Origin of the sequence: Leptolyngbya sp. FACHB-321, from assembly GCF_014695975.1 — a bacterium.
Taxonomy (GTDB): domain Bacteria; phylum Cyanobacteriota; class Cyanobacteriia; order Leptolyngbyales; family Leptolyngbyaceae; genus Stenomitos.
Genome location: NZ_JACJPI010000058.1, coordinates 443,192 through 466,886 on the forward strand (window position 1 = coordinate 443,192; position 23,695 = coordinate 466,886).

Here is a 23,695-nt window from a genome sequence, read left to right on the forward strand (position 1 = left end):
TGAGTATTCTAGTGAGACGCGATGCAGAGCGCGATCGTCACTGTTTGTAGCCCATCGGGATGTTGTTGACAGGTTACTTCGCCTCGCTGCACTTCAATACGGCGGCAGCAAAGGATAATTTCAGTCGCAAAGTCTCGACTACCAGCAGGAGCAAACCGTTGTGCTGTAATGCGGAGATTGATACGATCGCCAAGGCGCTCAGCACCCAAGACAACCGGTGAAACCGCATCGGAATATTTGAGGCTTCTGGCTAAAAGGTCAGTCAACACTGCCTCAACGAGTTCTTGATCGGCAAGTGCCGGTGGTAAATCAGAGGCAATCTCGTAGATTAAACGGTTAGCACTACCGTCTTTGGGGTTCCGCCAGTGGCGGCTCACCGCAACTAAAAGCGGTTCCAGCGTCAATGGTTCAAGCTTGACCTCAACCTTACCTGCCTCTAATTTTTGCAACAGCATCGTATCTGACATTAGATCACACAGGCTGTTGACCTCGTTTTGCATCGAATGCAGGTGCTCGTACCAAAGAGCAGATTCTTCGCTTGTGCTGATGAGCGACTGTAAATGCACGTCTAGCGTATCAAGCGATCGTCCTACCCGTCTTTCAAGCGAAGCAATGATCACTTTTTGGGCTGCTAAATACTTTTTTAGCGCCTCGGTTTCAAGCTGCAACTGTTGCAGTGAAGCAGATTGTGGTTGAGTAGAAGCGACTGATGGGGACATCTTGTCCAGGAGCAATAGTGATCTCTACTGACAGTTATAGCCTGCATTGTTAAGGAAGGTAACAGAATTGCCAGGTTTTCCCATAAATTTACCTTTTCTTAAGGCTGGGCGTTGAAAGCGCAGCAGTCGCATCTCACGATTTTTTGTCCAAATTTGCTCGAGCATTACGCCGCAGCATCCAGGGTTTGATTCGTCTTAAAGCGGAGCCTGTAAAGCGTCGATCGTACTCTTCATCAGTCAGGTCAGCCAGTTCTGGCAATGTGGCAGTGACATTCCAGGGATGCGGTTGTAGGTCAGCAACATCCGTGGGTTGGGCAAAGCGTTGATTCCAGGGACAGACATCCTGACACACATCGCAGCCTGCAACCCATCCCTGAAGATGAGGAACGATCGCCTCTGGTAACGTTTCTGCCCGGTTTTCGATCGTGTGATACGCGATGCAGCGATTTGCATTCACGACTTGCGGTTGCGGAATAGCACCCGTCGGGCACGCATCCATACAGCGCGTACAGGTGCCGCAGTGGGCAGTGTGTGGGCGATCGGGCGCAAGCGTCAGATTCGTCAGCACTTCTCCCAAAAACACCCAGGAGCCGTAGTCGCGTGTAATCAGGTTGCCATTCTTCGCCACCCAGCCAATGCCCGCTCGCTGCGCCCATACTTTGTCCTGCACTGGTCCTGTATCAGCATAGAAACGAGCCTCCACAGCCTCACCCTGCTGTCGAATCCAGGCTGTCAGCGCTTTCAGCTTTTTGTGCAGCACCTTGTGGTAATCGCGCCCCCAGCCATAACGGGCAATTTTTGCAGTGGCGTTGTCAGGACGATCGGCTGGACTGTAGTAGTTCAGCGCTACACAAATGACAGACTGCACATCGGGCATGACCTGGTGAATTTCTTGCCGCTTGGGGTTCTCCATCCAGTTCATGTCGGCGTGATAGCCCTTCTGTAACCAGGTGCTTAAGCTCATAGTTGGCTTAGTCGCTAGCTCAGTTGGTGCAGAGTCGATCGCTGCAATGCCAACCTTATGAAAGCCTAGCTCCAGCGCTTTTTGTTTGATCTGAGTTTCTAAGTTCTGAGCCTCCATGTTCTGAGCCTCCAGATTTATAGCGCATTCGTTAAGGCGGATGAATCAGCTTGCTCATGACTCCACTGCTTGCCGACTGCATCACCTGATTCTTTCACTCCTTCACCCTTCTACCCCTTCACTGCTTACTCATTAAGCTTGCTTCAAGAGCCTTTCTGCTGGTGCGATCGAAAGCGTCCGGCAAAAAACTCTCGCTCTTTAAGATGTTTGGTACTGCGTCCCGTGACTCGCTTGCGCCACATTTTGAAGCTCGACGCTTGCATTTCTCGGCGCATGAGGGCAATCACCTGTTTTTCGAGCAGCCCAAACTGTTGTTCGATCGCCTCAAACGGTGTGCGGTCTTCCCATGCCATTTCAAGAACGCGATCGATCGTTGCACTATCAAGGTCTGGAAGATTCATACCAACGTTACAGTAGAGTCCAACACCAGCCTAACGTCGATCGTCATCAGCCGTCAGCCTTGCTCATCACTCTCGGCACCTGGACTTGCCAGAGGTTTGACCAGGCGATGCAGCCCACCAGAGCGAGTTAACTGGTCAAATCGATGAGTAGATTTGCTACACGTAACCCGGTAATCAAGACGCTCAAAGAGCTGCCTAGCAGCAGTATTGGTATAAGTAACATCCAGCGCCATTGCCTGACAGCAATGCGTTTGCGCCTGCCGTTCTGCCTGCTGCAAAAGATAGGTGCCTAAGCCTTGATTACGAAGCTCTGGGATCACACTCAGACCCAAGATGTAGTAGTCTTTAGCGGCAACCTCTTGCTTGATGCGCGTCAGGTCTGCCAGGTTGACCAAAATCTTAGGTAGCTTACGCAGCGGCAGAATGCGTGCCATCACCTGGTGTACTTTTTCGTCAGCTTGGCGCTTCAAAGAGCCAGGATAGCTGATCATCACACCCGCAGGCTGATTGAGAACTTCAATGACTTGAGCGTGTTCGTAGCTGAAGGCGTGCTGTGGGTAGGCAAACGCTTGGCAAAAAATCGCCTTTGATTCCTCGAATGGTGACGCGAAGACATAGCTAAACACCGCTGGACCCGCTGCAAAAAAGAGTGGGGCAGCCCAGGCTACATCGTCGGCGATCGCCGGACGGAGAGTGATATTTTGTGCAAACGGTTGCAATAACATGGCTAGCGCTCTATTCGTCAATCAGTATACCGATGTTTGATACCATGACGAACCAACACTTCTGGCAATGAAGCTTTAGCTTAAGGTCGATGTTTCAATGTGGCAGCCGGAGTGTATGGTTCGGCGATCGCCAAAGCGGTAAGCCATGAAACACTGGATCGCTCCCTAGGTACTCGTCACTCTCAAGGTCGATCTCATCCAATGCGATCTCATCCAATGGTGATTAGCTCAGGATGTTTCATTGATTATAGGCGGTTCTGAAGCGTGGAGAGGTGCTCAAGTCTCTATAGAAAAAGGGGTGACACTTGGGCGATCGAATGCATTAATAGGAATGTCGCAAACTAGCCAATGAACTGATATTGCTATGCTTCCGAGCTACACTGTGCGGGAAAGCCCCAAAGCAAAGCATCTTTCTCTCAAAATATCGGTTGCAGGCAGTCTAGAAGTTGTGGTGCCAAAAGGGTACGATCGCACGACGATTCCGGCAATTTTGGAGCGTAAGCAGCGCTGGATCGATCGCGTTACACAGCAAATTGAAACACGTCATGCACTGATCGGCTTAGAACGCTCTGACCAGTTGCCTCAGCATCTCTGCCTGCAAGCGATCGGGCAAACCTGGCAGGTTGACTACTGCCCGACAGCGCTGCCAAGAGTGCGAGCTGTGGAGCAGCCTGACTTAAAGCTGACCCTTTTTGGACAAATCACTGACCAGACTGCATGTAAAATCGCCTTGCGATCATGGGTCACTGACAAGGCGCAGAAGCACTTACTGCCCTGGTTAAGAACAATCAGCCAAGAACTGGAATTACCCTTTGCCAGCGCCTCTATCCGAGGTCAAAAAACTCGTTGGGGCAGTTGCTCTAGCCGTCAAACAATTAGCGTCAACTGCAAACTGCTGTTTCTACCGAGTGAGCTAGTGCGCTACGTCTTAATTCACGAGTTGTGCCATACCGTGCATTTGAACCATTCGGCGGCTTTCTGGGCATTGGTGGCTCAAAAAGAGCCAAACTATCAGCAACTGGATGCTGGTTTACGGGATGCCCGCTACCACGTGCCATTATGGCTGGAGTCTTGAGGGACAATATAAAGGATGAAGGATAAGGGGTAAAGGATGAATCAGGGACAATATAAAGGATGAAGGATGGGCAAGAAGTAGAATCTAGCCTTTCTTGTCTTTTTACTTATCCTCAGGCTTTTACCCTTAGGCTTTTACCCTTAGGCTTTTACCCTTTAGCCTTCTCACTATGTCTCTAGCTTCCTGGCGATCGCCCCTTGCCCGTGCTCTCCATCGCAATCGAGCGTTGGTCTATGCTCGTTATCTACAGCTTGCAACTGTCCGTGCTGATCAGCGTCCTGCTAACCGAACACTTGTATTTCGGGGCTTTCTAGACGGCACAAACCAGCTTCAGTTTGTTACTGATGCTCGTAATGAAAAAGCAGAACAGATCGATCAGCTAGCGTGGGGCGAGGCGTGCTGGTATTTCCCTGAAACTCGCGAACAGTTTCGTCTGGCTGGCACACTGCTGTTAGTGCGAGAGCAGCACTCAGATGCAGCGCTACAAGAAGCCCGATGGGCAGCGTGGCAGACGCTATCCGATGCGGCTCGTACTCAGTTTGCCTGGGCACATCCAGGTAAGCCCCGAACGGATCAGGAAACCTTCAACGTAGCCGCGCCAGATGCAACAATGCCCTTGCCACATTTTTGCCTGCTGCTGCTGGATCCATACCAAGTCGATCATCTGGAATTGCGGGGCGATCCCCAAAATCGCTGGCTACATCAATGTGACAATGCAGTTTGGACTATGCAGGCAATCAACCCTTAACTCAACCTGCGCCTAAAGATGAAGGTAGTGTCATTACAAAACACCATTAACGAAAACCTGGTTTGACAAAAGCGCACTGTACTCTTCTCGCTGACGAATGAGGCGATGGTTATTACCCTCAATTAACACTTCAGCAGGTCGCGGACGATGCAAAAAGTGAGATGACATTGCGTAACCATAAGCACCTACATCCAAGACAGCAAGAACATCGCCGATCGCGAGTGCTGGTAGCTGACAATTTTTGCCGAGATAATCGCGAGAATACGTCGTGTTGCCGCAAATATCCGTCAGGTACAAGGGCTGTTTTGGCTTTCCTTCTGGGTCGTTGTGCCAGGTAACAATGGCTCGGTAACCGCCGTAGACAGACGGCACAGAGAGATTGGCAACAGTGGTATCAACACCTAGTATTTGTTTCTCGCCCTGCCATTTCACCGAGACAACACGAGCCAGTAAGGACGCACAGCCCGCGATCGCAGCCCGTCCCGGTTCAATGATGAGATTAAGTGGGCGATCAAGCTGGGTCAGGCGATCGCTCAAGACAGTGCCAAACTCATACCAATCGAACGCTACACCACCGTGATGATAGGGATAGCCAAAACCACCACCAAAATCGAGATATGACCAATCAGGTAACAGGCTAGCAAGCCTCAGAACAGTGTCGATTGCCTCGGTAAAGGCAGCAGTCGCATTAGTGCCCGTACCGCGATAGAAATGCAGCCCTTTGATTTGGAGCCCGGCTTGGTGGGCTAAAGCTACCGCAGCGGGAAAGTCATCTGGATGCACTCCAATGCGACTATCACCAGTGAGAGCAGGGAAGTTGAGGCGGAGTCCGAGGTGAGGAGAGGGGGAGGAGAGGAGAGGGGAAGGAGAGGGTGAAGGGGTGGAAGGGTGAAGGGATAGAAGGGTGGTGGAATCGTGCGCTGTCTTAGCGCTTTCGTGCTCCTGCGCTCTTTCCAGCGCTAACGCTTGCCAAGTTTTACAACACAACTGCAATTGCGCGAGGCTGTCTAGATTCAGTGTGGTGATGCCCCAGCGAAAAAGCTGCTCCATTTCGGGGCGGTTAAGGTTGCTGCCACTGTAAAGGATTTGACTAGGATGAAAGCCTGCGTGGAGTCCGAGGTAGATGTCACCGGGGGTATTGGCATGAAGTCCCCAGCTAGCCTCGCGGAAGATTTGCAGGAGGGCGATATTGCCATTGGTGACGCTAGCGAAATGAAAGCGAGTCTGGGGATAGGAGATGGCTTGCGTAATGTGCTGAATGGTTTGACGCAGGCGATCGCTCTTGTAGACGTACAGCGGTGAGCCGTAGGTATCAAGTAGTGTTTCTGCCAGAGCGATCGAGAAGGGAGGTCGTGGGGTTGGAGTTGCTACCATTGCTGACGCTCTCGTTGCAGTTGCAGATAGAGCCGCCCCAGCGAGGACGGCAGCCAAAAGGGATGATTCAGCGAAAAGGCAGGCAGTGAACCAAGAGCTGTGTCATGCCACACTTGCCACATCAGTAGCAGCCACAGACTTTCACCAATGCGGCGACCTTGCAGCGTGCCAAAGGTGCCAGCCGCAATACGTGCTGCAACCTGGGGTTGCCAGATGCCTTGCTTGCGTAGGCGATCGGGCTGTAACCATCCCAGTTCTTGCCACAGCTCATTGAAACACCATGCGTTTAAGGGCACGCCCATGCCACGTTTCTGTCGCCAAACGATTTCGGGTGGTAACCAGGGTTCGACAGCACGCTTAAGAATGTACTTTTCGCAGGCAGCTTGCAGATGAAGTGTACCAGATAGCTGAAAAGACCATTGTGCCAACGGTAAGTCACAGAAGGGCGATCGTACCTGTAGCCCATGAGCCATGCCTAAATTGGTGGCGCGGGGATGGATATTTTGTGCGCCTTTGAGCATCAGCGTGGCACGGCGCAGACGATGCAGCAAGGTGGTAGAAAAGGCAGGATTGAGCGCGTCCTGAAGCCAGTCTTCCGGCGTGATGGTTGTCAGTTGGGCAGCAAGGTCAGGCTGGAAGAGCTGATCTTCGTAGCCCCAGAGCCGATGAAAGGTGCGGAGATACTGTCGGTCGAAGGTCTCTTTGGCTTGATGCGTTGATCGATAAATATCTGCTGCAATCAGCGGTTTATTCGTCCAGCCAGCAAACAGTTGATCGCCTCCCTCACCATTAAAGATCACCTGAACGTCTTGGCTGACTGCCTGCATCAATAGAAAAAGCGGGACAGTCACACCATCGCCAAAGGGCACATCTAATGCCTGGGCAGTGGCTCTGAGAGCCTGACGGATACGGCGTGGACTGGCATCGACTTTCACCAACGGGATATTGAGAAACTCAGCTACCTGGGCAGCGTAGGAAGATTCGGAAGGGCTATCGGCTCCAAAATCCAGGGTGTAGGCACGCACTTTCACACCTGCTTCCACCAGGAGGGCTGCGACGATCGATGAATCTAGCCCACCGGAGAGCAAAACACCGACTGGCTCATCATTAAGGTCAGTGATTTGACGAGCCACCGCATCCTTCAGTAACAATCGCAGTTCGGCAATGGCAAGCGTCTCCTCCTGGATTTGCTCTGGCGCTTCCTGCCATTCCAGCGATCGAGTAACGCTCGGTGCCAGCAGCGTTTGTGAATCAGCATCAGCAATCCAGGTCTGCTCCGTACCTGCCGCAATAGAGTGGATCTGAGCGATCGGCGTGAGCGGCATAGGCACGTAGGAAAAACAGCTATAGCCATAGACAGCGGGAATGCTGATTTGAGGCGCTTCGATAAGGGGCAGCAGCAGGCTCAGGCGCGACGAGAACCAGAGCACTTGTTCTACCTGAGTCCAATACAGCGGCACATGACCAAAGGGTTCTCGCCCTAGATGGAAGTGCTGATCAGCACCCAGGTGCAAGCACTGGTCTTCAACCGTTGCCCAGGCATCCGAAGTCTTGCCAGAGCCATGCCCTAGCCCTGAAGCGGATAAAGCAGCGATCGTGCCCTTTGGTAAACGATCGCAGTCTGCTTCCTGTAGCCCCAAATAGGCAGCACCCCAAACGCAGGTAACGGCATCCTTTGTAGGGGTGTGTTGTGTTTGTTCCGTCTGAGGCGATCGACCGCACCGCCGCACATGCCTCTCACTCAACAGCTCACCAAGCTGGCGCAATGTGCTTGTCAGCCGCTGTTCCAGGTCAGCGTGCGTGCCATAGCCCCAATAACCAATCACCTGATCCCCTTAAGCACTTGTAACGGGATCGTATGTCCCATAGAATCGCCTTTTAACCACTGCACATCCAGCTACTGCACAGCAAATTGGTTGTTGCTCAGTTCGCGACCGTCGAGCAACAGCCGCACTTGCCAGTTGCCCGTTGGTTCGGTTGGGTCAAGCTGATAGCGACAGTGAGTATTCCAGATGGGGGTGTCAATTTGGCGCGTTTCGTAGCGGTTTTGCTTGACAATCTGTCCACCAGGGGCAAGCCAATCACAGGTAAGAGAAAGCTTTTTGCCTACAGGCGCATCTTTCAGCGTCACATTGTAAAACACCTCTGAGTTACGTTGACGCATAAGCGATGTTGGCATACCACAACTTTTTTGTGCTAGTCCAACGCAGCTTTGCTGCACCGCCACGCGAGTGAGCACCTGATTTTGCTGCTGCATGAAAACAGCGACCGCTGCGATCGCCACGACCAGACTAGCGATCGCACCACCGATGACCCAACGCTGACGACGCTGCTGTACGACCAGTGCTTCCTTTCGCTGCAACTGAATCATCGCTTCATCCAGCAAATCGGGCGACAGATTCAGTTCTCGCAGAATGTCTTGCACCTGGTCGCGATCGAGTTCGTCCTGCTGGCGTTGCGAGAGGCGTTCCACTTCGCCAACCAGTTTTGTTAATTGCTGTGGGGTTAAGCGATTTTCCATACTAATACGTCTACGGCTATAGATCTATAGCTATTAAAGCTGTTGCGGTATGGCATCCACTCGAAAGCTGTAACTCAAGTTAAAGGTCGTCGTCTTCCATACGTGCCATGACGATCGCGCAAAAGGCAAACGCAGCCACCAATGGCATTGGTGTCGCAAAGAAATAGCTTAACGAGGCAGCAATAATCGCGCTGAGTCCAGCAGCAGTGCACCAGATCTTTTCTTCAACACATAAGCCCTGATTTGCCTTAATCGATCGCAGCACTTGAGTTGGAATGGGCACTGGCATGACCGCATTAGGAGGAAACGCCCAATAATCGGTACGTTCCTGAAACAGGTCAGTCCAACCGTTTTCAGCACACCAATCTTCAATCCATTGTGCAGCGTAATGATTCATAGCTCGGCGTAATCAATGAGTTATAGGACGAGATTAAAAGGATAGATAAACGCTACGTGGGGCACAATCTAGCGATTGAGAGATTCATCAAGCTTGCTAAAGCACCAAGATGACAGATGAATCCAACACGCTTTTTATACCCTTCGAGCCTAGCAGAGCCGTTCCTTTGACAACGATCGAAGAAATCAAAGTTTACGTGCTTCAAGAATGCTGAAACAATTTGTCATACAAAGCTTTTAGTAACTAGAAATAGATCTATCTAAAGTCTGCAAACGTTTTCTTATAGGGACTCTAGGCATTATTAAGTTGTTGTCTTTTCTCCAGGTTTACACTATTTCACAGGACGACATGGTTCTTAAAAAAAAACGAGTCACCTATTGATGGGTTGAATGATGAAATCAATCTTAAGTTATAAGCTGATGGTTGATTAGAAATCAGAATTGCTCGGCATAATCGTCCTGACGCGTCACCCTACTTAAAAAGTGGGAAGATGATCGAGGCTAGATGCAAGATTCGGAGCATTGGTAAGGGTTTTAACACTGGCTTCAGTCATGCCATCGGTTTGTGAGATGCTATGTGTGAAAGGACTTAAGCGATCGGTTTATGCAAGTAACAACTCGGCTCTCAGTTTTAGCAGCTTTGGCGATCGCGATCGCTGCCTGTAGTCCCAATACGCCTCCGGCAACGACGGGTGCATCACCGCAGGCATCTGGTGCGTCAAATGCGTCTCCAACGAACGGAGCAACTACAGGTATTCCGATCGGCATTGGTGTCGCTCAAACCAGTAACGTGGCGCTGCTGGGGCAAGAAGAAGTCGCTGGCGCAAAAATTGCCGAGCAATATTTCAACAGTAAAGGTGGCATCAATGGCACACCGATTCGGCTTGTGCTTCAAGACACGGGCGGCGATGAGCAGGGCGCAAACAATGCGTTTCAGGCGCTGATTACAAAAGATAAAGTAGTTGGCATTGTTGGACCCACATTGTCGCAGCAGGCGTTTAGTGCTGATCCGATCGCCGATCGTGCGAAAGTGCCTGTTCTTGGACCCTCCAACACAGCTAAAGGCATTCCACAAATTGGTGAGTACATTGCTCGTGTGTCTGCACCCGTTTCGGTAGTGGCTCCTAATGCTGTCAAAGCCGCACTTAAAATCAATCCTCAAATCAAGAAAGTGGCAGTCTTCTACGCTCAGAACGATGCCTTCAACAAGTCCGAAACCGAGATCTTTCAGCAGACGGTGAAGGAACAAAACCTCGAACTTGCCACTGTTCAAAAGTTCCTTACCACCGACACTGATTTTCAAAGTCAAGCAACGGCAGCCATTAATCTCAAGCCTGATTTAGTCATCATTTCTGGGCTGGCAGCAGATGGTGGTAATCTCGTGCGTCAACTTAGAGAGCTGGGCTACAAAGGGCTCATCATTGGCGGCAATGGGCTGAATACATCCAATGTGTTTTCCGTTTGCAAAGCGCTGTGTGACGGTGTGTTGATTGCCCAAGCCTATAGCCCAGAGCAACCTGGTGAAGTGAACGCTGCCTTTCGCACTGCGTATCGTAACCAGTTCAAAAAAGAGCCGCCGCAGTTTAGTGCCCAAACCTTTGCAGGTGTGCAGGTCTTTGTAGAGGCGTTAAGGGTATTAGATAAACAGTCAAAAGTAACCCAAACTGCATTACCAGCGTTACGAACCGCACTCAATAAGCAACTGCTTGTTGGCAAATACAACACGCCACTAGGCGAAATTTCGTTTACGCCTGAAGGTGAAATTGTGCAGAAAGAATTCTACGTTGCCCAAATCAAGATGGATGCAAACGGTAATAGCGGCACGTTTGCTTATTTGAAATGAGGTTTGCCAAGAGGGAATGCTAATTCATCTGTCTATCGGTTGACGGTTTGAAACATTGAACACACGTCATGAGTCTGACTATCTTTCTGCAAAACTTTTTGAATGGGCTGTCGATCGGCAGTGTCTATGCCATTTTTGCCTTAGGCTACACGCTCGTCTTTTCCATTTTGGGCATCATCAACTTTGCCCACGGCGCAATTTTTACGCTGGGTGCGTACTTTACCTATGTGTTGATTGGCGGAGCGTTTGGGTTTAACGGCTTGCTGGCAAATGCGATGTTGCCGGTGAAAATGCCGTTTGCAGTGGCGATCGTCGTGAGTAGCATTCTCTCTGGTTTCGTGAGTGTGCTGGTCGAGCGTTTGGCGTTTCGACCCCTCCGACGAAGAGGCGCAGATCCTCTGCTAACAGTTGTTTCTAGCCTCGGTGTCGCGTTCGTGATTGTCAACGTGATTCAGTATCTCGTTGGTGCAGAGAGCTATACCTTTCCGGCAGATATTTATGGCAACTTGCCGCCTGCAATCAACTTTGGGACAGTTGAGAATCCTATCCCGATCCGCAGTGTGCAAATTGTAATCTTCGCCGTTTCGGTCGTGATTTTGTCCCTTCTTACTTATTTAATTAATGCCACCAAGTATGGCAAAGCAATGCGGGCAGTGGCGGAAGACGCCACGACAGCAAGTTTGCTAGGCATTGATACCGATCGCTTTATCGTCCTGACGTTCTTTGTCAGCGGCTTTTTGGGCAGTTTGGCAGGCACGCTCGTTGGCTCCAGCGTCAGCATTGCAGGACCGTATTTTGGCATTGGCTTTGGGCTAAAAGGGCTAGCAGTCATTGTGCTGGGTGGTTTGGGCAGTATTCCCGGTGCTGTTGTGGGCGGTCTGGTCATCGGGTTGGTAGAAGCGTTTGTGCCAGGAGACTACTCTGCCTACAGAGATGCGATCGCCTTTGGGCTTTTATTCATCATGCTGATGGTACGACCCCAGGGCTTGCTAGGACGATCGTTCGTGCAAAAAGTTTAGTTTCAGACCGAGACAGAGGGTTCTAACAGTCTTATTTAATAAAGGCCTGTCAGTGCCCCGCAGTAAAATGGCAACGGATGTCTTTCGCTACAGGTGGTAATGCTGTGACTCAGAACGCCCCTGCTCTTCAGGGCTTAACCATACTTGCCATCGAAGATGAGCCGACGACGCAACGACTCCTACTGGATATTCTGGACTATGCCGGTGCTACTGTTAGCCTTGTCACCACGGGGCAGGAGGCACTAACCATACTCGAACAGCAAAAGTTTGACATTATTTTGGTTAATATCGTGCTCCCTGATGCCAGCGGCTATATGTTTCTTGAGCAGTGGCGACAACGGGAACGAGAGCAAGGTCTTGTTCTGACTCCTGCCATTGCTCTGACTGCTGCTGTCACCGAGGCTAACAAAAGTCGGGCAGTCACAGCGGGCTTTCAAGACTTCGTTGATAAACCCTTTGACTACCAGCTTTTGTTAACTAAAGTCCTGGCAGCAATTGCGGCTACTGGTGAACGTCCTTGAAACCAGCCATTACAGCCGTTTCCACTTGCAGACACCATACCCCTTCATCTCCAGCAAGTAGCCTCAAGAGCCGATCGATCTAGCAACCGGATGGGACTGCATTAGCCAGATTTGGAACAGGCAAAAGCTCATGGAAACACCCTACCTCTAGCTTCAACTGCGGCATCAACGGCATCAATTGGTGCAGTTCAAAAAACTCATCATGCTCTTTAATAGGGGTTTTTACTATGGAGCGCTAAACCCGCCTAATGACGCTTGGCTAAAGCCACCCGCGCTTTGGCTGGCACGCACAGCCGATTGCGAAAAGACCTGAAAGGCATTCCGAATCTCTTTCTGACTGTTGCCTGGGGTAAGAATCCATTGCTCTCGAATCCCCATCTCTCGAAAAACCTGATGGAAATTGGTGCTACCATCGTCAATGCCCATAGCAGCGATGATATGGTTTTCGGTTCGCAGCAGATCTTGAACGAGCGATCGCACTGTTTTAGCAGACGCTCGGTGAGAATGGGCATCGGCTCCATCAGAAATGATCAGGGTTACGGTCCGTACAGGTACTCCGTTATCGGCAAACTCCTGCGCTTTTGCCAACACGGTTCCCAAAAGCACAACCGTTTGGTCATACAAGGGCGTTCCCTGATTGGGCGTATAGTTCTGAGCGTCCATCCGCACAGCTTGCGAAACGGAGCAGTAGGGATACAGGACGAACCCATTCAGGTAGCGATTGTGTACCAGAATGTTGTCTTGTTGGTTGGAGTTGAGCAAGGCATCCAGAACGGTATTATGCCCAGCACGAACGATCGCCGCATTGCCGCCATACTCGATCGAGCCAGAGTCATCCGGCATGATCGTGACTAGCACGACTTCACTAGCAGTGACATCATCAACCTGAATACCCAACCCTGCCTGAATTTGGGCACCAATGTCATGCACATTGAGCGCTTGCAGGGAATCGTTAGACAGGATACCTTCTGCTTGAGCTGATTGAAAGAGTTGATTGAGATCAGATGTTTGAGACATGATAGTTTCCTTAATAGAAGGGGGTTACGTTGGTGTTGAGGTCGTTTTGCCTTATGTTGAAGCAGCGAAACGTCGGTGAACGGTTTGAGAATGGACGTGCGAGAAGTTATGCCAAAGTAGGCAATGGATTCTTGGAGGTAAAGCTACAATGACTCAAGCCTTACCGCAATTGATAACTCTAGATGAATTTCTCGATTGGTATCCAGACGATGAGGGACGCTATGAACTCATTGATGGTTTGATCGTTGAGATGCAACCAACAGTCCAGCACGGCAAGGTTTCAGGGTTTAGTGATTCTCGGTTCAGTGTCGAGATTGATCGCTTACAGCTTCCCTACTTCATCCCTAGAGATTGCGTCGTCAAACCTATTGATACCGATTGCTCTAGCTATTAACCAGATGTAATTGTTTTGGATGAGACGACGATCGGCGATGACTCACTGTGGGAACCACGATCGACCATCACTTAGGGGCGATCGGTGCGGTTAATTGTAGAAGTGGTGAGCACGAATTGGCGGGATGACTATCTCAAGAAATTGGCAGACTACGAGGCACTAGGTATTCCTGAATATTGGGTGGTTGATTATGCTGTATTGGAAGCTAGCCACTACACCGGGCAACCCAAACAACCAACATTGAGCCTTTATGCGTTGGTGGATAGTGAGTATCAAGTCAGCCAGTTTCGTCAGTCCGACCCGATTTTCTCTCCTACATTCCCGGAACTCCATCTAACGGCTGAACAGGTTTTCACTGCCAGCCGTTCGACTCCTACAAATTGATGCCAGTCCAAGACGCGATCGCCTCTGTGGATTTCACTACCTGCATTCCAGCATCAGCGAAGCGCTGAAAAGCCGCATTGGCTTGATCGGTGAAATCGACTACACCCGGAACTACGACAGGCGAGGTGCAATCCTCCAGCAAATACACTTTCTTGGCAAGGCTAGGGTCTTGTGCCTGGATCTCGGTCAGCAAATCATCAATCGTCCAGGCAACACAGTGGCTTTTTGCCTGTCCAGCAATAATCACCGCATCAAACTCCAGCAGCTTTTGAATAAAGCGCGTATTCTTTTGGGCGATCGGGCGACCGTCAGCACTATCCAGCACTTCGGGACGCAGCACTGAGTAGTTCTCAGTTAAGGGATTACCACCTTTAATCTCAAAGTTGGTCTGGCTGTTGCGGGCGATCGCGTGAAAAAAGCAAGCTTCTTCCACCGCAGAGACAAGCGCGTGACCAATGCCGCCCAGCATCGCGTGATAGGGCCAGATGGTGAGAGGATATTTGCCGTTATCGCTGAGTCGATGGGTATAGTGCAAGGCAAACCGTTGCAGTACCATGTAGTTGCCCTGCGTCAGGCTATAGGCGATCGCAGGATTCACTTTCCATACACCCTGCTGCACATCAGCTAACGAAATCATGGTCATGGGTGTGGGATGCTCGCCTGCATCATTCACCCAAAAACCAGGGTGAAAGATCTGCATAGCTGTGTGAGTGTCCATCGTGGGTGCAATTTCAGTAATTACATCCAAGTTGCGATAGATAAATTGGCATAAACGCTGATTGTCTTCAACAGCTCCATTGCCCAATCGGCCACCGACAAAGAGTTCAAAACCAGGAATACAGAACGTATTTTGTACATCGATCGCCATTAAGCAAAGGCGCGTTTTATCTTTTGCTGCTGGTTGTAACCCCTGCTGTTTTGCCCACGCTTTCGCCTGCGCTGCCCGCTCCTGGTAAGGAACGCACCAAACCTCACCAACTCGTTGAGTATCGAAATGCGAAGGAATGGAATATTGCGTTTGAGTTGTCATAAGATGAATCTCCTAAAAAGTAAAGCGAATAGATTGCAATTGTGGTAGAGCTTGTAGAGGTACTCGCTATACCTGTCCCTACGACTATCTGTTGTGGTTAAGCGATCACGAGTTGGTAAATTTCGTGAGAGCTAACTACATACAAGCTATTTAACGCAGGCAACAGTTGGCAACTGCTGTCTACAAATGGTTCGGTATCGGCAAAGGTCTTTGTGTGCACGAGTTGTCCCTGCTGTAGCTCAATGCGGATAATGCCATTATCGGTGGCTGCTAAGAGAAAATTGGCGATCGCACAACCAGGATCTTTCTTGTTGATGGCTGCTAACCAGTGGTTGGTGCCATTTGTTGCTTGAGCCGTAGCAGCAATGGTTCCATTGGATTGAATGACCACACAGGTGTGATGGATTTGTCCTTGCGTTTGAGTGGTTAAGAACAACCAACCATACTCCTGGCTAAAGGTGCAGGTAGCGTGGATGAGTTGCCCTTGCCATGCGGGCAGTTGGACGCGATCGTTCAGCCCTGGTTTATTAGCATCAAAGACAAAGGCAACTTTGAAATTACCAGCTTGATAAAAGCCAAAACCAAACCGAGAGCCGACCCAAAAACGGGTTTGATTGGATAAAACATCTCCGATATGGGAAGGGCTGTGGAGAGTGGGGAGCAGGGCGTAGGGGTTGTTCCATAAGAGTTGTCCGTTGCTAATCCAGTAAGAAGCTGATTCATTGGCATCAAAGAGGGTAATTGAGCCAAGATTTTCAACTGCGATTCGTTCGGGTGCTTTATGTGAATGGAAGGTTATGACCTGCCCCTGATAGCCTAGAAGTGTGCGGTTGCCTTGAATACGCCAGTCAAGATTCGGTTTTAGTTCACCATTCAGGATTACAGAACCATCTTCGCGATGGAAGTGTCCGTGATCGTGATACACCCATTTCAATTGCGCCTGTTCTACAGTGGCATATAAAAGCACTCCTTCGGTTTGGAACAAGCGCGTTGCAGTCACTGTTCCTCGCACTGTTGTTACCGCCTTTACAGCAATTAGAAGCGTTTGTTGGCAGCCAGGACACAGGTCACGGGCGTGTTCTTTGCCGCACGTAGGGCACTGCGTCCAGCGTAAGTTGTCTAGCAGCGATCGAGGAAATTCTCCCCGGTGATCGTGTACAAACACCTGCTGAAAGTAATGCAGCAATTCATCTGGCAAAACACGGTAGGGAATAGCTGGCTTGGGATAATGTACCTCTGGGTGAAAGACTGTGATGCGATGGAGCGATCGTGCTGCCTGCAACACCTTCTGCTTCGGGTCTTTGGGTTTATAAATGCCTCCATAGGGATCAACAAACAATAAACACTGCATCAACATCACTGCAAAGGCGTACCAATCAGAGACAATAGTGGGAGGTCTTTGCAGGAGCGGTTGAGGAGCGCTTGGATCACATAATAGCGGGTCAACAAAACGAGCCGTAAACATCATGCAAGGAAAGGACTGAAACTGAAACGAATCCGCATCAATGCAATAAGCTTCTGTCCCTCGTACCAGCACATTTAAGTCATTGAAATCACCAATAATAACGTGATGGAAGTGCAGCTTAGAAACCGTGTCATGCAAATCTTGAAAAATTTGTACAACGGTCTGGGCAGAAATTCCCGCTTGCCGAAAGCTACGTTCACCGTACCGCAACAAAGGATTAGTACCGCTCAACAATGGCATGGTGTAACCGAGAATCGTTTTTCCCGCTTTATCAGTGGCAAGGGCGCTGGGGGTAATTACTCGTGATGGTAAATGACGGGGAAACTGAAGTAGTTTTTGTTGATGGATTTGAAGACGATCGCGGGCAGTCTGTTGCTCCTGTGGTAAGCCTTGATAATCTGAGTGCGTCGGTGGTTTGAATAGCTTTAGGGCTGTGGTTTGATCAAGCTGAAAAACATCTGCTTCGCCACCTTTACCGATCGCCTTCTTGGGGTCAGCCCGAATCCGTTTCCCATTAATATAGACATCCATAATTTTGTCACTCAATGAACTTAGTGAGATGGATAACGAGTGGTAAATGTGTCTACAACATCCATCAAACGTTGATCGAGACGAATCATAGTTTCTTGGGCGATCGCCTCTGGTACACCCCCGTAAAACGCTTCAGCAATACTGCCTGCAATGCACGCGATCGTGTCACTGTCGCCACCCAGAGAAATGGCATTACGAATCGCATCCTCAAAATCCATTGATTCTAGAAAAGCTGTAATGGCTTGTGGAACAGAACCCTGGCAGGAGACATCAAACTGATAACTGGGACGAATAGTATCTAATGTTTGACTCAAATCGTAGGCAAAGGTTGATTCAATGTAAGCCTTGATTTCAGGTTTGCTCTGTCCCGTCCGTGCCAGAAAAACGGCGGCAGCAGTTGCCTGCGCTCCCTTAATGCCTTCGGGGTGGTCGTGTGTCACCGCAGCACTGCGTTTAGCTTCCTGTAACACCTGCTCCAAATTGTCAAATGCATAGCTCACTGGACTAACACGCATCGCAGAACCGTTACCCCAACTGTTGTAAGGCTCCCTGTTACTGGAACCAGCCCAGGCGTTAAACGTACCACCATAGCCAGCTCCCGGAAAGCGCTGATGATACTGCTTCAGAGTGTCGGTATAGTCGCCCTGATTTAGAATGGCATCGGCGATCGCGACCGTCAGCACCGTGTCATCCGTAAACCGGGATTCTGAACGAAACAGCCGAAATTGTTTAGTCTTGATGTTATTCCACTCGTAAACGGAACCAATGATATCACCCGCGATCGCGCCTAACATGCCGCCTCCTTTCTGCGAATTACAATTAGGGTTGTGTCATCTGGCAACAAACCAGGCTGCCTTGAGCATTGTTGGGATTGTGGATTGAGCATTGTGACTTCGCGGTTGAGCAGTGCTAAACGCCGCCGCACCTGATCAGGATTGCGAAAATAATGCTCGTCCTGCCAAAACTGAGCTATGTCACCTACAACATCTGATCGTCCTGGTAGCGCATGTGCAGCCACTTCCATCAAATCAATTACGCCATCACTGCCCAGCAACATAGACTGCACCTGATTAGTTGGTAAAACCTGCAATGCTTTAAGCGGTAAGGATTCTGAAATGTCCCCCTCCAGCAAACCATACGCTAAATACGGCGGCGCATTGTTGGCGAACGGACCTAATTGCATAGCTTGATCATTAACTGCAATCACGCCATCGCCTAATGTAAAGATAGAGGTAATGGCAGGTGTAATGACAACGCCCACGATCGTAAAGAGCAAATAATCTCGCACCGTTTGTGCTCGATCGCCCCCTAAGTGTTCCGCAACTTGTTGTAACTGGTTAAATAGCTTTTGCTGAATGGTTTGCCAAAACTCCTCATGCTCCAAGCACATACCACTCTTCAGAGAACGATGCAGCGTTTCCACAATCATGCGGGCACCCAATTTTGCACCGACCTCACTATGCATCCCGCTGCCGCACCCATCACATACCACCGCGATCGCCCCTGCTTCAGATACATTCCAGCTATACGCATCCTGGTTATTCTTGCCCACTCGCAGATGTTCTCGCCCGATAACCGAGCCACCTACCAGTTCAAATTCGTTCTTCATTATGGGATAGTGTTTCTATAACACCAAGCTTAGTGTCAAAATTACACGATGTCAACCCATGACCTACACGTACGAATATTCCCGTCCTAACCTGGCTGTCGATTGCGTCGTCTTTGGGTTGGATGAGCCGAACAGCCTCAAAGTCATGCTCATCCGGCGCAGCTTGCCCCCTTTTCAAGATCAATGGGCACTGCCTGGCGGTTTTGTCCGCATTGATGAATCAGTGGATGCGGCTGCCCGTCGGGAGCTACAGGAAGAAACTGGGCTGAAAGACGTGTTCTTAGAGCAGTTGTATACCTTCGGTCTGCTCGATCGCGACCCTCGTGAGCGCGTTGTTACCATTGCCTATTACGCCCTGGTCAATCTTCAAGAACATCTCATTCGGGCTGCAACGGATGCTAGTGAGGCGGGATGGTTTCCCATTACTCAGTTACCACCCCTCGCGTTTGACCATAACGAAATTATTGCAATGGCGATCGCCCGACTGAAAGGAAAAGTTCGTTATGAGCCGATCGGGTTTGAACTTCTCCCCAAGAAATTCACCCTTTCCCAGCTGCAAACCCTCTACGAAACGGTGCTGGGAATGCCTCTTGATAAACGCAACTTCCGCAAAAAAATTCTCAAAATGGGTTTGCTAATCGAATTAGATGAAACCCAGACCGAAGTCGCCCATCGAGCTGCCCGACTTTACCAATTTGACGAATCAACGTACCGTCAATTGAAAGAAAAAGGGTTCAACTTTGAGCTTTAGTCATCAAAAAGTACTGGCTATATCCCCCACTTGATCCCCCTTTTGACAAGAGAAGCCGCAGGCAGAGGGAGCTTGCTTTGTGTGTAGCGTGTAGCAAGGAAATTGGTCTAACTCTTGCTAAGACTCGGAGATAAGAAAGCCCCAGGGATGGGTCTGGGGCGAACACTGTTGACCGTCGAAGCACAAACGATCACTAGAAATTAAAGAACAGCCCAATGCATTTGAAAGCAAACAGAATCAATGTCAATCACTTTTATCTGTTGCCCAACTGCAACGACTCAAGGCAAATTGCATAGGAGGCGTTCAAGAACAGGCTAGCGCTCGTATGGAGCTTTTCTTAAGGTTACTGGTGTAAATCAACACTAAGGCAATTGCTCTGCAAAGACATTCCTCTGTGATGCAAGCGACTTTCCACTTTTGGAAAGCAGGCTCAAAGTTTTACGGATGCTGTCTTAAGAATGGGAATTAAATAAGTTCGATTTTGGTAGGGGCGGGTTTTGCTGTTAAAGCGATTGCAGGATGCCGTTTGGTCTGCTAAGTCCGCCCGTACAGTTTGCGGATTGATTAAATTCACGATTCTTAGAAGCGGTTACATGATCGACCCAGGACGATCGCACCATTTTCTAGTTCATAAAGACCATCTGCTTCAACGATACTAGCCCCTGCCGCTCCCAACGCAGTCTTTGAATGCTCTCCATCATCTCTATTTCCCGTTTCTCTGTTGGCTTGCGCTGAGGTGGCAAGCGTTATCTCTTCAGTTGCGAATGGTGTTGTCACCAAATCATCCGGCAAACTTGGCAAGCCGCCTGCCCCTGTGACAATAAAGCTACCTTGACGCAAACTGCGAGCCATACAGCTTTGGGCGATAAGCTGGCTGGTGTCTACAACCTCCGTGGGTAAAGATACGCGGCTTGGCTGCAATGTCACTCTGGGTACAACCACGTTTCCCGCCCGTAGCCTACCGCTAGCATTGACATCCACCCGATCATTGCCATCTAGCGCCGCAATGTTAGAACTGTCAGCCTCCGGTTGATAGCGAAAGCCGAAGAAGGCAGGCGTATTCAAAGTGATGTCGCCTCCACTGCCGTCGCGGGACGCTGCCAGAATGTCGCTATCAGCAAGCGCCACGATCGCCTGTGCACCCAAGGTAATATTGCCGCCGCTGCCAGTGCCGCTCAAGACACTTGTTGTCAGATCGCTATTGCCGCGTAGCTCAATAATGCGGGCGGCGATCGCAATATTGCCACCTGCCGCTTGAGCCGATGTCGTTAGAATCTGGCTGTCAATGGCTTGCAGACGCTCGTGCAGGCTAAGGGCGATCGTGCCAGCATTGCCTGTTCCTTCGCTTTGGGCAGAAATGACGGCGTTATCTTGCAGATATAGCGATCGTGCCCCCACGTTAACATTGCCACCATTGCCGCTGCTGTTGATGGTAGTCGCGCTAAACAAGCCGCTGGATTGCCCCGTCGCTGCATCCTTGCCCACGATTCGCACATCATTGATCGCGTTGATGCTAATGGAGCCTGCGGGTTGTTGACCAAGAGTGCTCGTTTGAAACTGTGCGCCATTAGTCAGCGAGACTGACCGCGCCGTAACGGTGATGGCATTTCCGCCGCTCTCATCCTTAATCGCACCCCGACCTACACGACTAAAAATGCCACTGGGAAAGCCATCCAATCCAACGCCATCGAAGGAAACTGCGCCCGCAACGTTGATGTTGACCCCAGCCATTTTGCCATTACCAAGTGCACTGGTGGCGATCGCGGCTCCATTGGTGACGGTAAGCGAAGCGGCATTCAGGCTAATTTGTCCGCTGTCGCCCTGAGCCTTCGGTCCGATGCTGCTGAAGATACCGCTGGAGGAGAAACGCTCGTTAGACGAATTAAACACCTGTGCGTCTAGCGTGACGGCTTCAGCAATTTGCAGGCGAACATCGCCACCGTTTCCCTGATTAAAGGTGCTGGCGACAACGGCTGCCCCACCTTTTGCCAGGAACGATCGCGCCGTAATGCTAATGCCACTGCTATTGCCGATCGCACGTTCGCCAATGTAGCTGTAGATGCCGCCAGGATCGTCAAGAGTGCTTGATGGATCGCCCTTTAGCGTCACAGCATCCAAGACCCGAAGGTCGATCAGTCCTGCATTCCCTTGACCAAACGTGCTGGCATCGAGTTGAGCGCCGTTTTCCATAAGTAAGCTGCGAGCAACAATGGTAATGCCGCTACTATTGCCCACTGCCCCGCTTTGAACGCGGCTAAAGGCACCACTTGCGGACTGATTGACCGAACCACTTGCAGACCGATTGACCGAACCTACGCCTGAAAAGCGCACCTCCCTCTGTGCCTGAATGTTAATGCTGCCCGAGTTACCAATTCCGAGTGTGCTGGCGGACAAAAGCGCACCATTGGTCACTGTGACAGACTCAGCAAAGATGTTAATGCCGCCACTGTTGCCCACTGCATTAGCATTAATTTGGCTGAAGATACCGCCTGGTCGCCCACCGCTAGCTTCACCATCAACGATCACCGCACCTTGCGATCGCAGCGTGACAGTGCCACTATTCCCTCTGCCAAAGCTGCTGGCATTGATCTGCGAACCGTCCTTCAGCAGTATGGAGCCAGCCGTAACGTTGACATTACCGCTGTCGGCATTGCCCAATGTTGCATGATCAATCAAGCTCCCATCCGTAAATACGATCGCACCCGACACCTTCAGGTCAATGTCGCCTGCCTTACTGCCTGGAATGCCTTCACCCGTAGCAACGCCACCTTGTAGCTTACTGCCGCTAGCAAGACGCAAGTTTTGGGCATTCACGCCAATGCTGCCGCCTGTACGAACATTCACTTCAGCCCCCGTCAACGACAGGTCGGCTAGTGGTTGTTGTAAGTCTTGATAGCTCAAGCGCAGACTGCTGCCGTTGCCATTTAGCGCCACGACACCTTGACCAAACAAGCCGCCTAGCTCTACTCGCCCACCTTGCGCTAGCAACGCCGCTTGGTTAAGCAAAACATTGCCGCCTACCAGTGCTAGACTCTGACCGCTGGGCACCTGGAGCTTTGCCTGGCTGACGATCGACTGATTTGCTAGTTGGTTAAACAGCAACGCCGATGGGTTGACTGTCAGCAGCGATGGCGCAGTGGGATTGGTTGCGCTGTAAAGACCCTCATTGCCAAACTGAATGGCGCTTGCAGTGGTAGCCAGAAAGGAACCACCCACGTTAAGCGCGGCATTAGGTCCAAAAAGAATACCGCTGGGATTGATGAAAAAAAGATTGGCGCTCCCGCTGGTTTGGATTAACCCGTCTAGTTGAGATGGTTGCCCACCCGTCACGCGACTGATGATATTGGTAATCGTCGCGGCATTATTGAAAAACGTTGTTTCGCCTTGCCTTAAAGAAAACTGGGCAAAGCTATGGAACAGGTTGCGATCGCGAATGGCACCCCCATCAATTTGAAACAGCGGTCCCGCAGAGACTTGCGATCGCTCGCCGCTTGGCAGCGTTGTGTCGGGTGTGACTTGCGCCACGCTACGATCACCCAGCCCCAGCAACGTAAGGCAGCAGACCTGACTGATAAAACGTAACCATTGCGATCGTCCGACCATAACCAACGTCCCCTCCAGTGCGACGGCTCGGAATCTCTTATTGGGCAGCGAGTCTGAACGGTGACAGCGTTTGTTAAGCGCTAAACGTTAGCTGCCATCGTTCTTAGTAGCTGGGTGGAATTAACTTACAGCAATTTTCATTTGTGCGTGCCACACGAACTGCCTGTTTTGCCTTAATTCTGAGACGTTGCTTGTGTAGCACTCACCTGAAAACCGCTGTCAAGATAGTTTTGGGCGCGCAGGCGGTAAACCCCCTTACTCCCTTCTTACATTTAATTGAAGCTGCCTACTTAACCGTATCAGAGGCTAAAAGTATGGCTGACTGACCCGTTACCTTGATGAAGTTTGTCATGAAACGTCGTAGTTTTGTGAAAAAAAGTGTTCTTTAGTTGCGTAGAAGGTGCATTGGGATTGGTATAGGTCAAAAGCGGCTGTTCTACTAGCGGTAGAATAACGCTACTGTTTAACATCCAACCTCGCTGCTGCCA

Annotated in this window: 21 protein-coding genes and 1 pseudogene; 7 read left to right on the plus strand and 15 right to left on the minus strand. The window is 50.4% G+C overall.

Annotation, left to right across the window (positions count from 1 at the left end):
* Positions 1 to 8: 8 nt before the first annotated feature.
* The 5 genes from H6F76_RS12710 to H6F76_RS31035 all read right to left on the minus strand — a co-directional run bounded on the left by H6F76_RS12710 (position 9) and on the right by H6F76_RS31035 (position 3,143).
* On the minus strand, positions 9 to 719 hold the full coding sequence (locus H6F76_RS12710) for a HAMP domain-containing histidine kinase (RefSeq protein WP_190508631.1): 711 nt from the start codon (positions 717 to 719) through the stop codon (positions 9 to 11).
* 133 nt (positions 720 to 852) lie between these two features.
* The gene (queG, locus tag H6F76_RS12715; RefSeq protein ID WP_190508633.1) at positions 853 to 1,800 is read right to left on the minus strand and encodes a tRNA epoxyqueuosine(34) reductase QueG; all 948 of its coding nucleotides are present in this window, start codon (positions 1,798 to 1,800) and stop codon (positions 853 to 855) included.
* 143 nt (positions 1,801 to 1,943) lie between these two features.
* Positions 1,944 to 2,201 (minus strand): TIGR03643 family protein, encoded by a 258-nt coding sequence (locus tag H6F76_RS12720; protein ID WP_190450055.1) that lies wholly within the window; start codon positions 2,199 to 2,201, stop codon positions 1,944 to 1,946.
* Positions 2,202 to 2,254: 53 nt separating this feature from the next.
* A complete protein-coding gene (locus tag H6F76_RS12725) occupies positions 2,255 to 2,926 on the minus strand; it encodes a GNAT family N-acetyltransferase (RefSeq protein WP_190508635.1) in 672 nt (223 codons plus the stop codon).
* A gap of 94 nt (positions 2,927 to 3,020) precedes the next feature.
* Positions 3,021 to 3,143, minus strand: coding sequence for a hypothetical protein (locus H6F76_RS31035; protein ID WP_277881218.1), 123 nt, complete (start codon positions 3,141 to 3,143; stop codon positions 3,021 to 3,023).
* Positions 3,144 to 3,290: 147 nt separating this feature from the next.
* On the opposite strand from H6F76_RS31035, the gene H6F76_RS12730 reads away from it, so the two are divergent.
* Positions 3,291 to 4,001: a SprT family zinc-dependent metalloprotease gene (locus H6F76_RS12730; protein WP_190508637.1), complete on the plus strand. Its 711-nt coding sequence runs from the start codon at positions 3,291 to 3,293 to the stop codon at positions 3,999 to 4,001.
* A 169-nt stretch (positions 4,002 to 4,170) separates the two neighbouring features.
* On the plus strand, positions 4,171 to 4,749 hold the full coding sequence (locus H6F76_RS12735; protein WP_190508638.1) for an Npun_F5749 family FMN-dependent PPOX-type flavoprotein: 579 nt from the start codon (positions 4,171 to 4,173) through the stop codon (positions 4,747 to 4,749).
* 33 nt (positions 4,750 to 4,782) lie between these two features.
* Here H6F76_RS12735 and H6F76_RS12740 read toward each other — a convergent pair whose 3' ends face one another.
* The 4 genes from H6F76_RS12740 to H6F76_RS12755 form a co-directional block, all read right to left on the minus strand.
* Positions 4,783 to 6,123: a decarboxylase gene (locus H6F76_RS12740; RefSeq protein ID WP_190508641.1), complete on the minus strand. Its 1,341-nt coding sequence runs from the start codon at positions 6,121 to 6,123 to the stop codon at positions 4,783 to 4,785.
* Complete coding sequence (locus tag H6F76_RS12745) at positions 6,117 to 7,949, minus strand: asparagine synthase C-terminal domain-containing protein (RefSeq protein ID WP_347276012.1); 1,833 nt, start codon at positions 7,947 to 7,949, stop codon at positions 6,117 to 6,119. The genes H6F76_RS12740 and H6F76_RS12745 overlap by 7 nt, the downstream gene beginning before the upstream one ends.
* Before the next feature lie 71 nt (positions 7,950 to 8,020).
* A complete protein-coding gene (locus H6F76_RS12750; RefSeq protein WP_190508642.1) occupies positions 8,021 to 8,644 on the minus strand; it encodes a DUF3859 domain-containing protein in 624 nt (207 codons plus the stop codon).
* Between the two features lie 79 nt (positions 8,645 to 8,723).
* Positions 8,724 to 9,041, minus strand: a complete 318-nt coding sequence (locus H6F76_RS12755; protein WP_190508644.1) for a hypothetical protein — start codon at positions 9,039 to 9,041, stop codon at positions 8,724 to 8,726.
* Positions 9,042 to 9,644: 603 nt separating this feature from the next.
* Between H6F76_RS12755 and H6F76_RS12760 the strand changes: the two genes are divergently transcribed.
* The 3 genes from H6F76_RS12760 (at position 9,645) to H6F76_RS12770 (ending at position 12,423) form a co-directional block, all read left to right on the plus strand.
* Complete coding sequence (locus H6F76_RS12760; protein ID WP_190508646.1) at positions 9,645 to 10,883, plus strand: ABC transporter substrate-binding protein; 1,239 nt, start codon at positions 9,645 to 9,647, stop codon at positions 10,881 to 10,883.
* A 68-nt stretch (positions 10,884 to 10,951) separates the two neighbouring features.
* A complete protein-coding gene (locus H6F76_RS12765; protein WP_190508648.1) occupies positions 10,952 to 11,902 on the plus strand; it encodes a branched-chain amino acid ABC transporter permease in 951 nt (316 codons plus the stop codon).
* 104 nt (positions 11,903 to 12,006) lie between these two features.
* Positions 12,007 to 12,423: a response regulator gene (locus H6F76_RS12770; RefSeq protein WP_190450066.1), complete on the plus strand. Its 417-nt coding sequence runs from the start codon at positions 12,007 to 12,009 to the stop codon at positions 12,421 to 12,423.
* Between the two features lie 225 nt (positions 12,424 to 12,648).
* Here H6F76_RS12770 and H6F76_RS12775 read toward each other — a convergent pair whose 3' ends face one another.
* Complete coding sequence (locus H6F76_RS12775) at positions 12,649 to 13,440, minus strand: hypothetical protein (protein WP_190508650.1); 792 nt, start codon at positions 13,438 to 13,440, stop codon at positions 12,649 to 12,651.
* A gap of 148 nt (positions 13,441 to 13,588) precedes the next feature.
* On the opposite strand from H6F76_RS12775, the pseudogene H6F76_RS12780 reads away from it, so the two are divergent.
* Positions 13,589 to 14,218: pseudogene (locus tag H6F76_RS12780) on the plus strand (Uma2 family endonuclease).
* Here the strand turns inward: H6F76_RS12780 and H6F76_RS12785 are convergent.
* The 4 genes from H6F76_RS12785 to H6F76_RS12800 form a co-directional block, all read right to left on the minus strand.
* Positions 14,208 to 15,248, minus strand: coding sequence for an isochorismatase (locus H6F76_RS12785; protein WP_190508652.1), 1,041 nt, complete (start codon positions 15,246 to 15,248; stop codon positions 14,208 to 14,210). The pseudogene H6F76_RS12780 and the gene H6F76_RS12785 sit on opposite strands and share 11 nt — an antisense overlap.
* Positions 15,249 to 15,345: 97 nt before the next feature.
* Positions 15,346 to 17,244, minus strand: coding sequence for a hypothetical protein (locus H6F76_RS12790; RefSeq protein ID WP_190508654.1), 1,899 nt, complete (start codon positions 17,242 to 17,244; stop codon positions 15,346 to 15,348).
* Positions 17,245 to 17,264: 20 nt separating this feature from the next.
* A complete protein-coding gene (locus H6F76_RS12795; protein WP_190508656.1) occupies positions 17,265 to 18,038 on the minus strand; it encodes an ADP-ribosylglycohydrolase family protein in 774 nt (257 codons plus the stop codon).
* On the minus strand, positions 18,032 to 18,853 hold the full coding sequence (locus H6F76_RS12800) for a protein phosphatase 2C domain-containing protein (RefSeq protein WP_190508658.1): 822 nt from the start codon (positions 18,851 to 18,853) through the stop codon (positions 18,032 to 18,034). The genes H6F76_RS12795 and H6F76_RS12800 overlap by 7 nt, the downstream gene beginning before the upstream one ends.
* A 58-nt stretch (positions 18,854 to 18,911) precedes the next feature.
* Here H6F76_RS12800 and H6F76_RS12805 point away from each other — a divergent pair, with 58 nt between their 5' ends.
* Positions 18,912 to 19,604, plus strand: coding sequence for an NUDIX domain-containing protein (locus H6F76_RS12805; RefSeq protein ID WP_190508660.1), 693 nt, complete (start codon positions 18,912 to 18,914; stop codon positions 19,602 to 19,604).
* 579 nt (positions 19,605 to 20,183) lie between these two features.
* Here the strand turns inward: H6F76_RS12805 and H6F76_RS12810 are convergent.
* A complete protein-coding gene (locus H6F76_RS12810) occupies positions 20,184 to 23,207 on the minus strand; it encodes a filamentous hemagglutinin N-terminal domain-containing protein (RefSeq protein ID WP_190508662.1) in 3,024 nt (1,007 codons plus the stop codon).
* Between the last annotated feature and the right edge of the window lie 488 nt (positions 23,208 to 23,695).

What these genes read in the sequence shown, in the direction of transcription:
- H6F76_RS12800 (WP_190508658.1), bottom strand. Translation starts at nt 18,853, where the DNA reads ATGAAGAACGAATTTGAACTGGTAGGTGGCTCGGTTATCGGGCGAGAA.
- H6F76_RS12730 (WP_190508637.1), top strand. Translation starts at nt 3,291, where the DNA reads ATGCTTCCGAGCTACACTGTGCGGGAAAGCCCCAAAGCAAAGCATCTT.
- H6F76_RS12775 (WP_190508650.1), bottom strand. Translation starts at nt 13,440, where the DNA reads ATGTCTCAAACATCTGATCTCAATCAACTCTTTCAATCAGCTCAAGCA.
- queG (WP_190508633.1), bottom strand. Translation starts at nt 1,800, where the DNA reads ATGGAGGCTCAGAACTTAGAAACTCAGATCAAACAAAAAGCGCTGGAG.
- H6F76_RS12790 (WP_190508654.1), bottom strand. Translation starts at nt 17,244, where the DNA reads ATGGATGTCTATATTAATGGGAAACGGATTCGGGCTGACCCCAAGAAG.
- H6F76_RS12765 (WP_190508648.1), top strand. Translation starts at nt 10,952, where the DNA reads ATGAGTCTGACTATCTTTCTGCAAAACTTTTTGAATGGGCTGTCGATC.
- H6F76_RS12710 (WP_190508631.1), bottom strand. Translation starts at nt 719, where the DNA reads ATGTCCCCATCAGTCGCTTCTACTCAACCACAATCTGCTTCACTGCAA.
- H6F76_RS12795 (WP_190508656.1), bottom strand. Translation starts at nt 18,038, where the DNA reads ATGTTAGGCGCGATCGCGGGTGATATCATTGGTTCCGTTTACGAGTGG.
- H6F76_RS12810 (WP_190508662.1), bottom strand. Translation starts at nt 23,207, where the DNA reads ATGGTCGGACGATCGCAATGGTTACGTTTTATCAGTCAGGTCTGCTGC.
- H6F76_RS12725 (WP_190508635.1), bottom strand. Translation starts at nt 2,926, where the DNA reads ATGTTATTGCAACCGTTTGCACAAAATATCACTCTCCGTCCGGCGATC.
- H6F76_RS12760 (WP_190508646.1), top strand. Translation starts at nt 9,645, where the DNA reads ATGCAAGTAACAACTCGGCTCTCAGTTTTAGCAGCTTTGGCGATCGCG.
- H6F76_RS12740 (WP_190508641.1), bottom strand. Translation starts at nt 6,123, where the DNA reads ATGGTAGCAACTCCAACCCCACGACCTCCCTTCTCGATCGCTCTGGCA.
- H6F76_RS12720 (WP_190450055.1), bottom strand. Translation starts at nt 2,201, where the DNA reads ATGAATCTTCCAGACCTTGATAGTGCAACGATCGATCGCGTTCTTGAA.
- H6F76_RS12755 (WP_190508644.1), bottom strand. Translation starts at nt 9,041, where the DNA reads ATGAATCATTACGCTGCACAATGGATTGAAGATTGGTGTGCTGAAAAC.
- H6F76_RS12785 (WP_190508652.1), bottom strand. Translation starts at nt 15,248, where the DNA reads ATGACAACTCAAACGCAATATTCCATTCCTTCGCATTTCGATACTCAA.
- H6F76_RS12805 (WP_190508660.1), top strand. Translation starts at nt 18,912, where the DNA reads ATGACCTACACGTACGAATATTCCCGTCCTAACCTGGCTGTCGATTGC.
- H6F76_RS12735 (WP_190508638.1), top strand. Translation starts at nt 4,171, where the DNA reads ATGTCTCTAGCTTCCTGGCGATCGCCCCTTGCCCGTGCTCTCCATCGC.
- H6F76_RS12750 (WP_190508642.1), bottom strand. Translation starts at nt 8,644, where the DNA reads ATGGAAAATCGCTTAACCCCACAGCAATTAACAAAACTGGTTGGCGAA.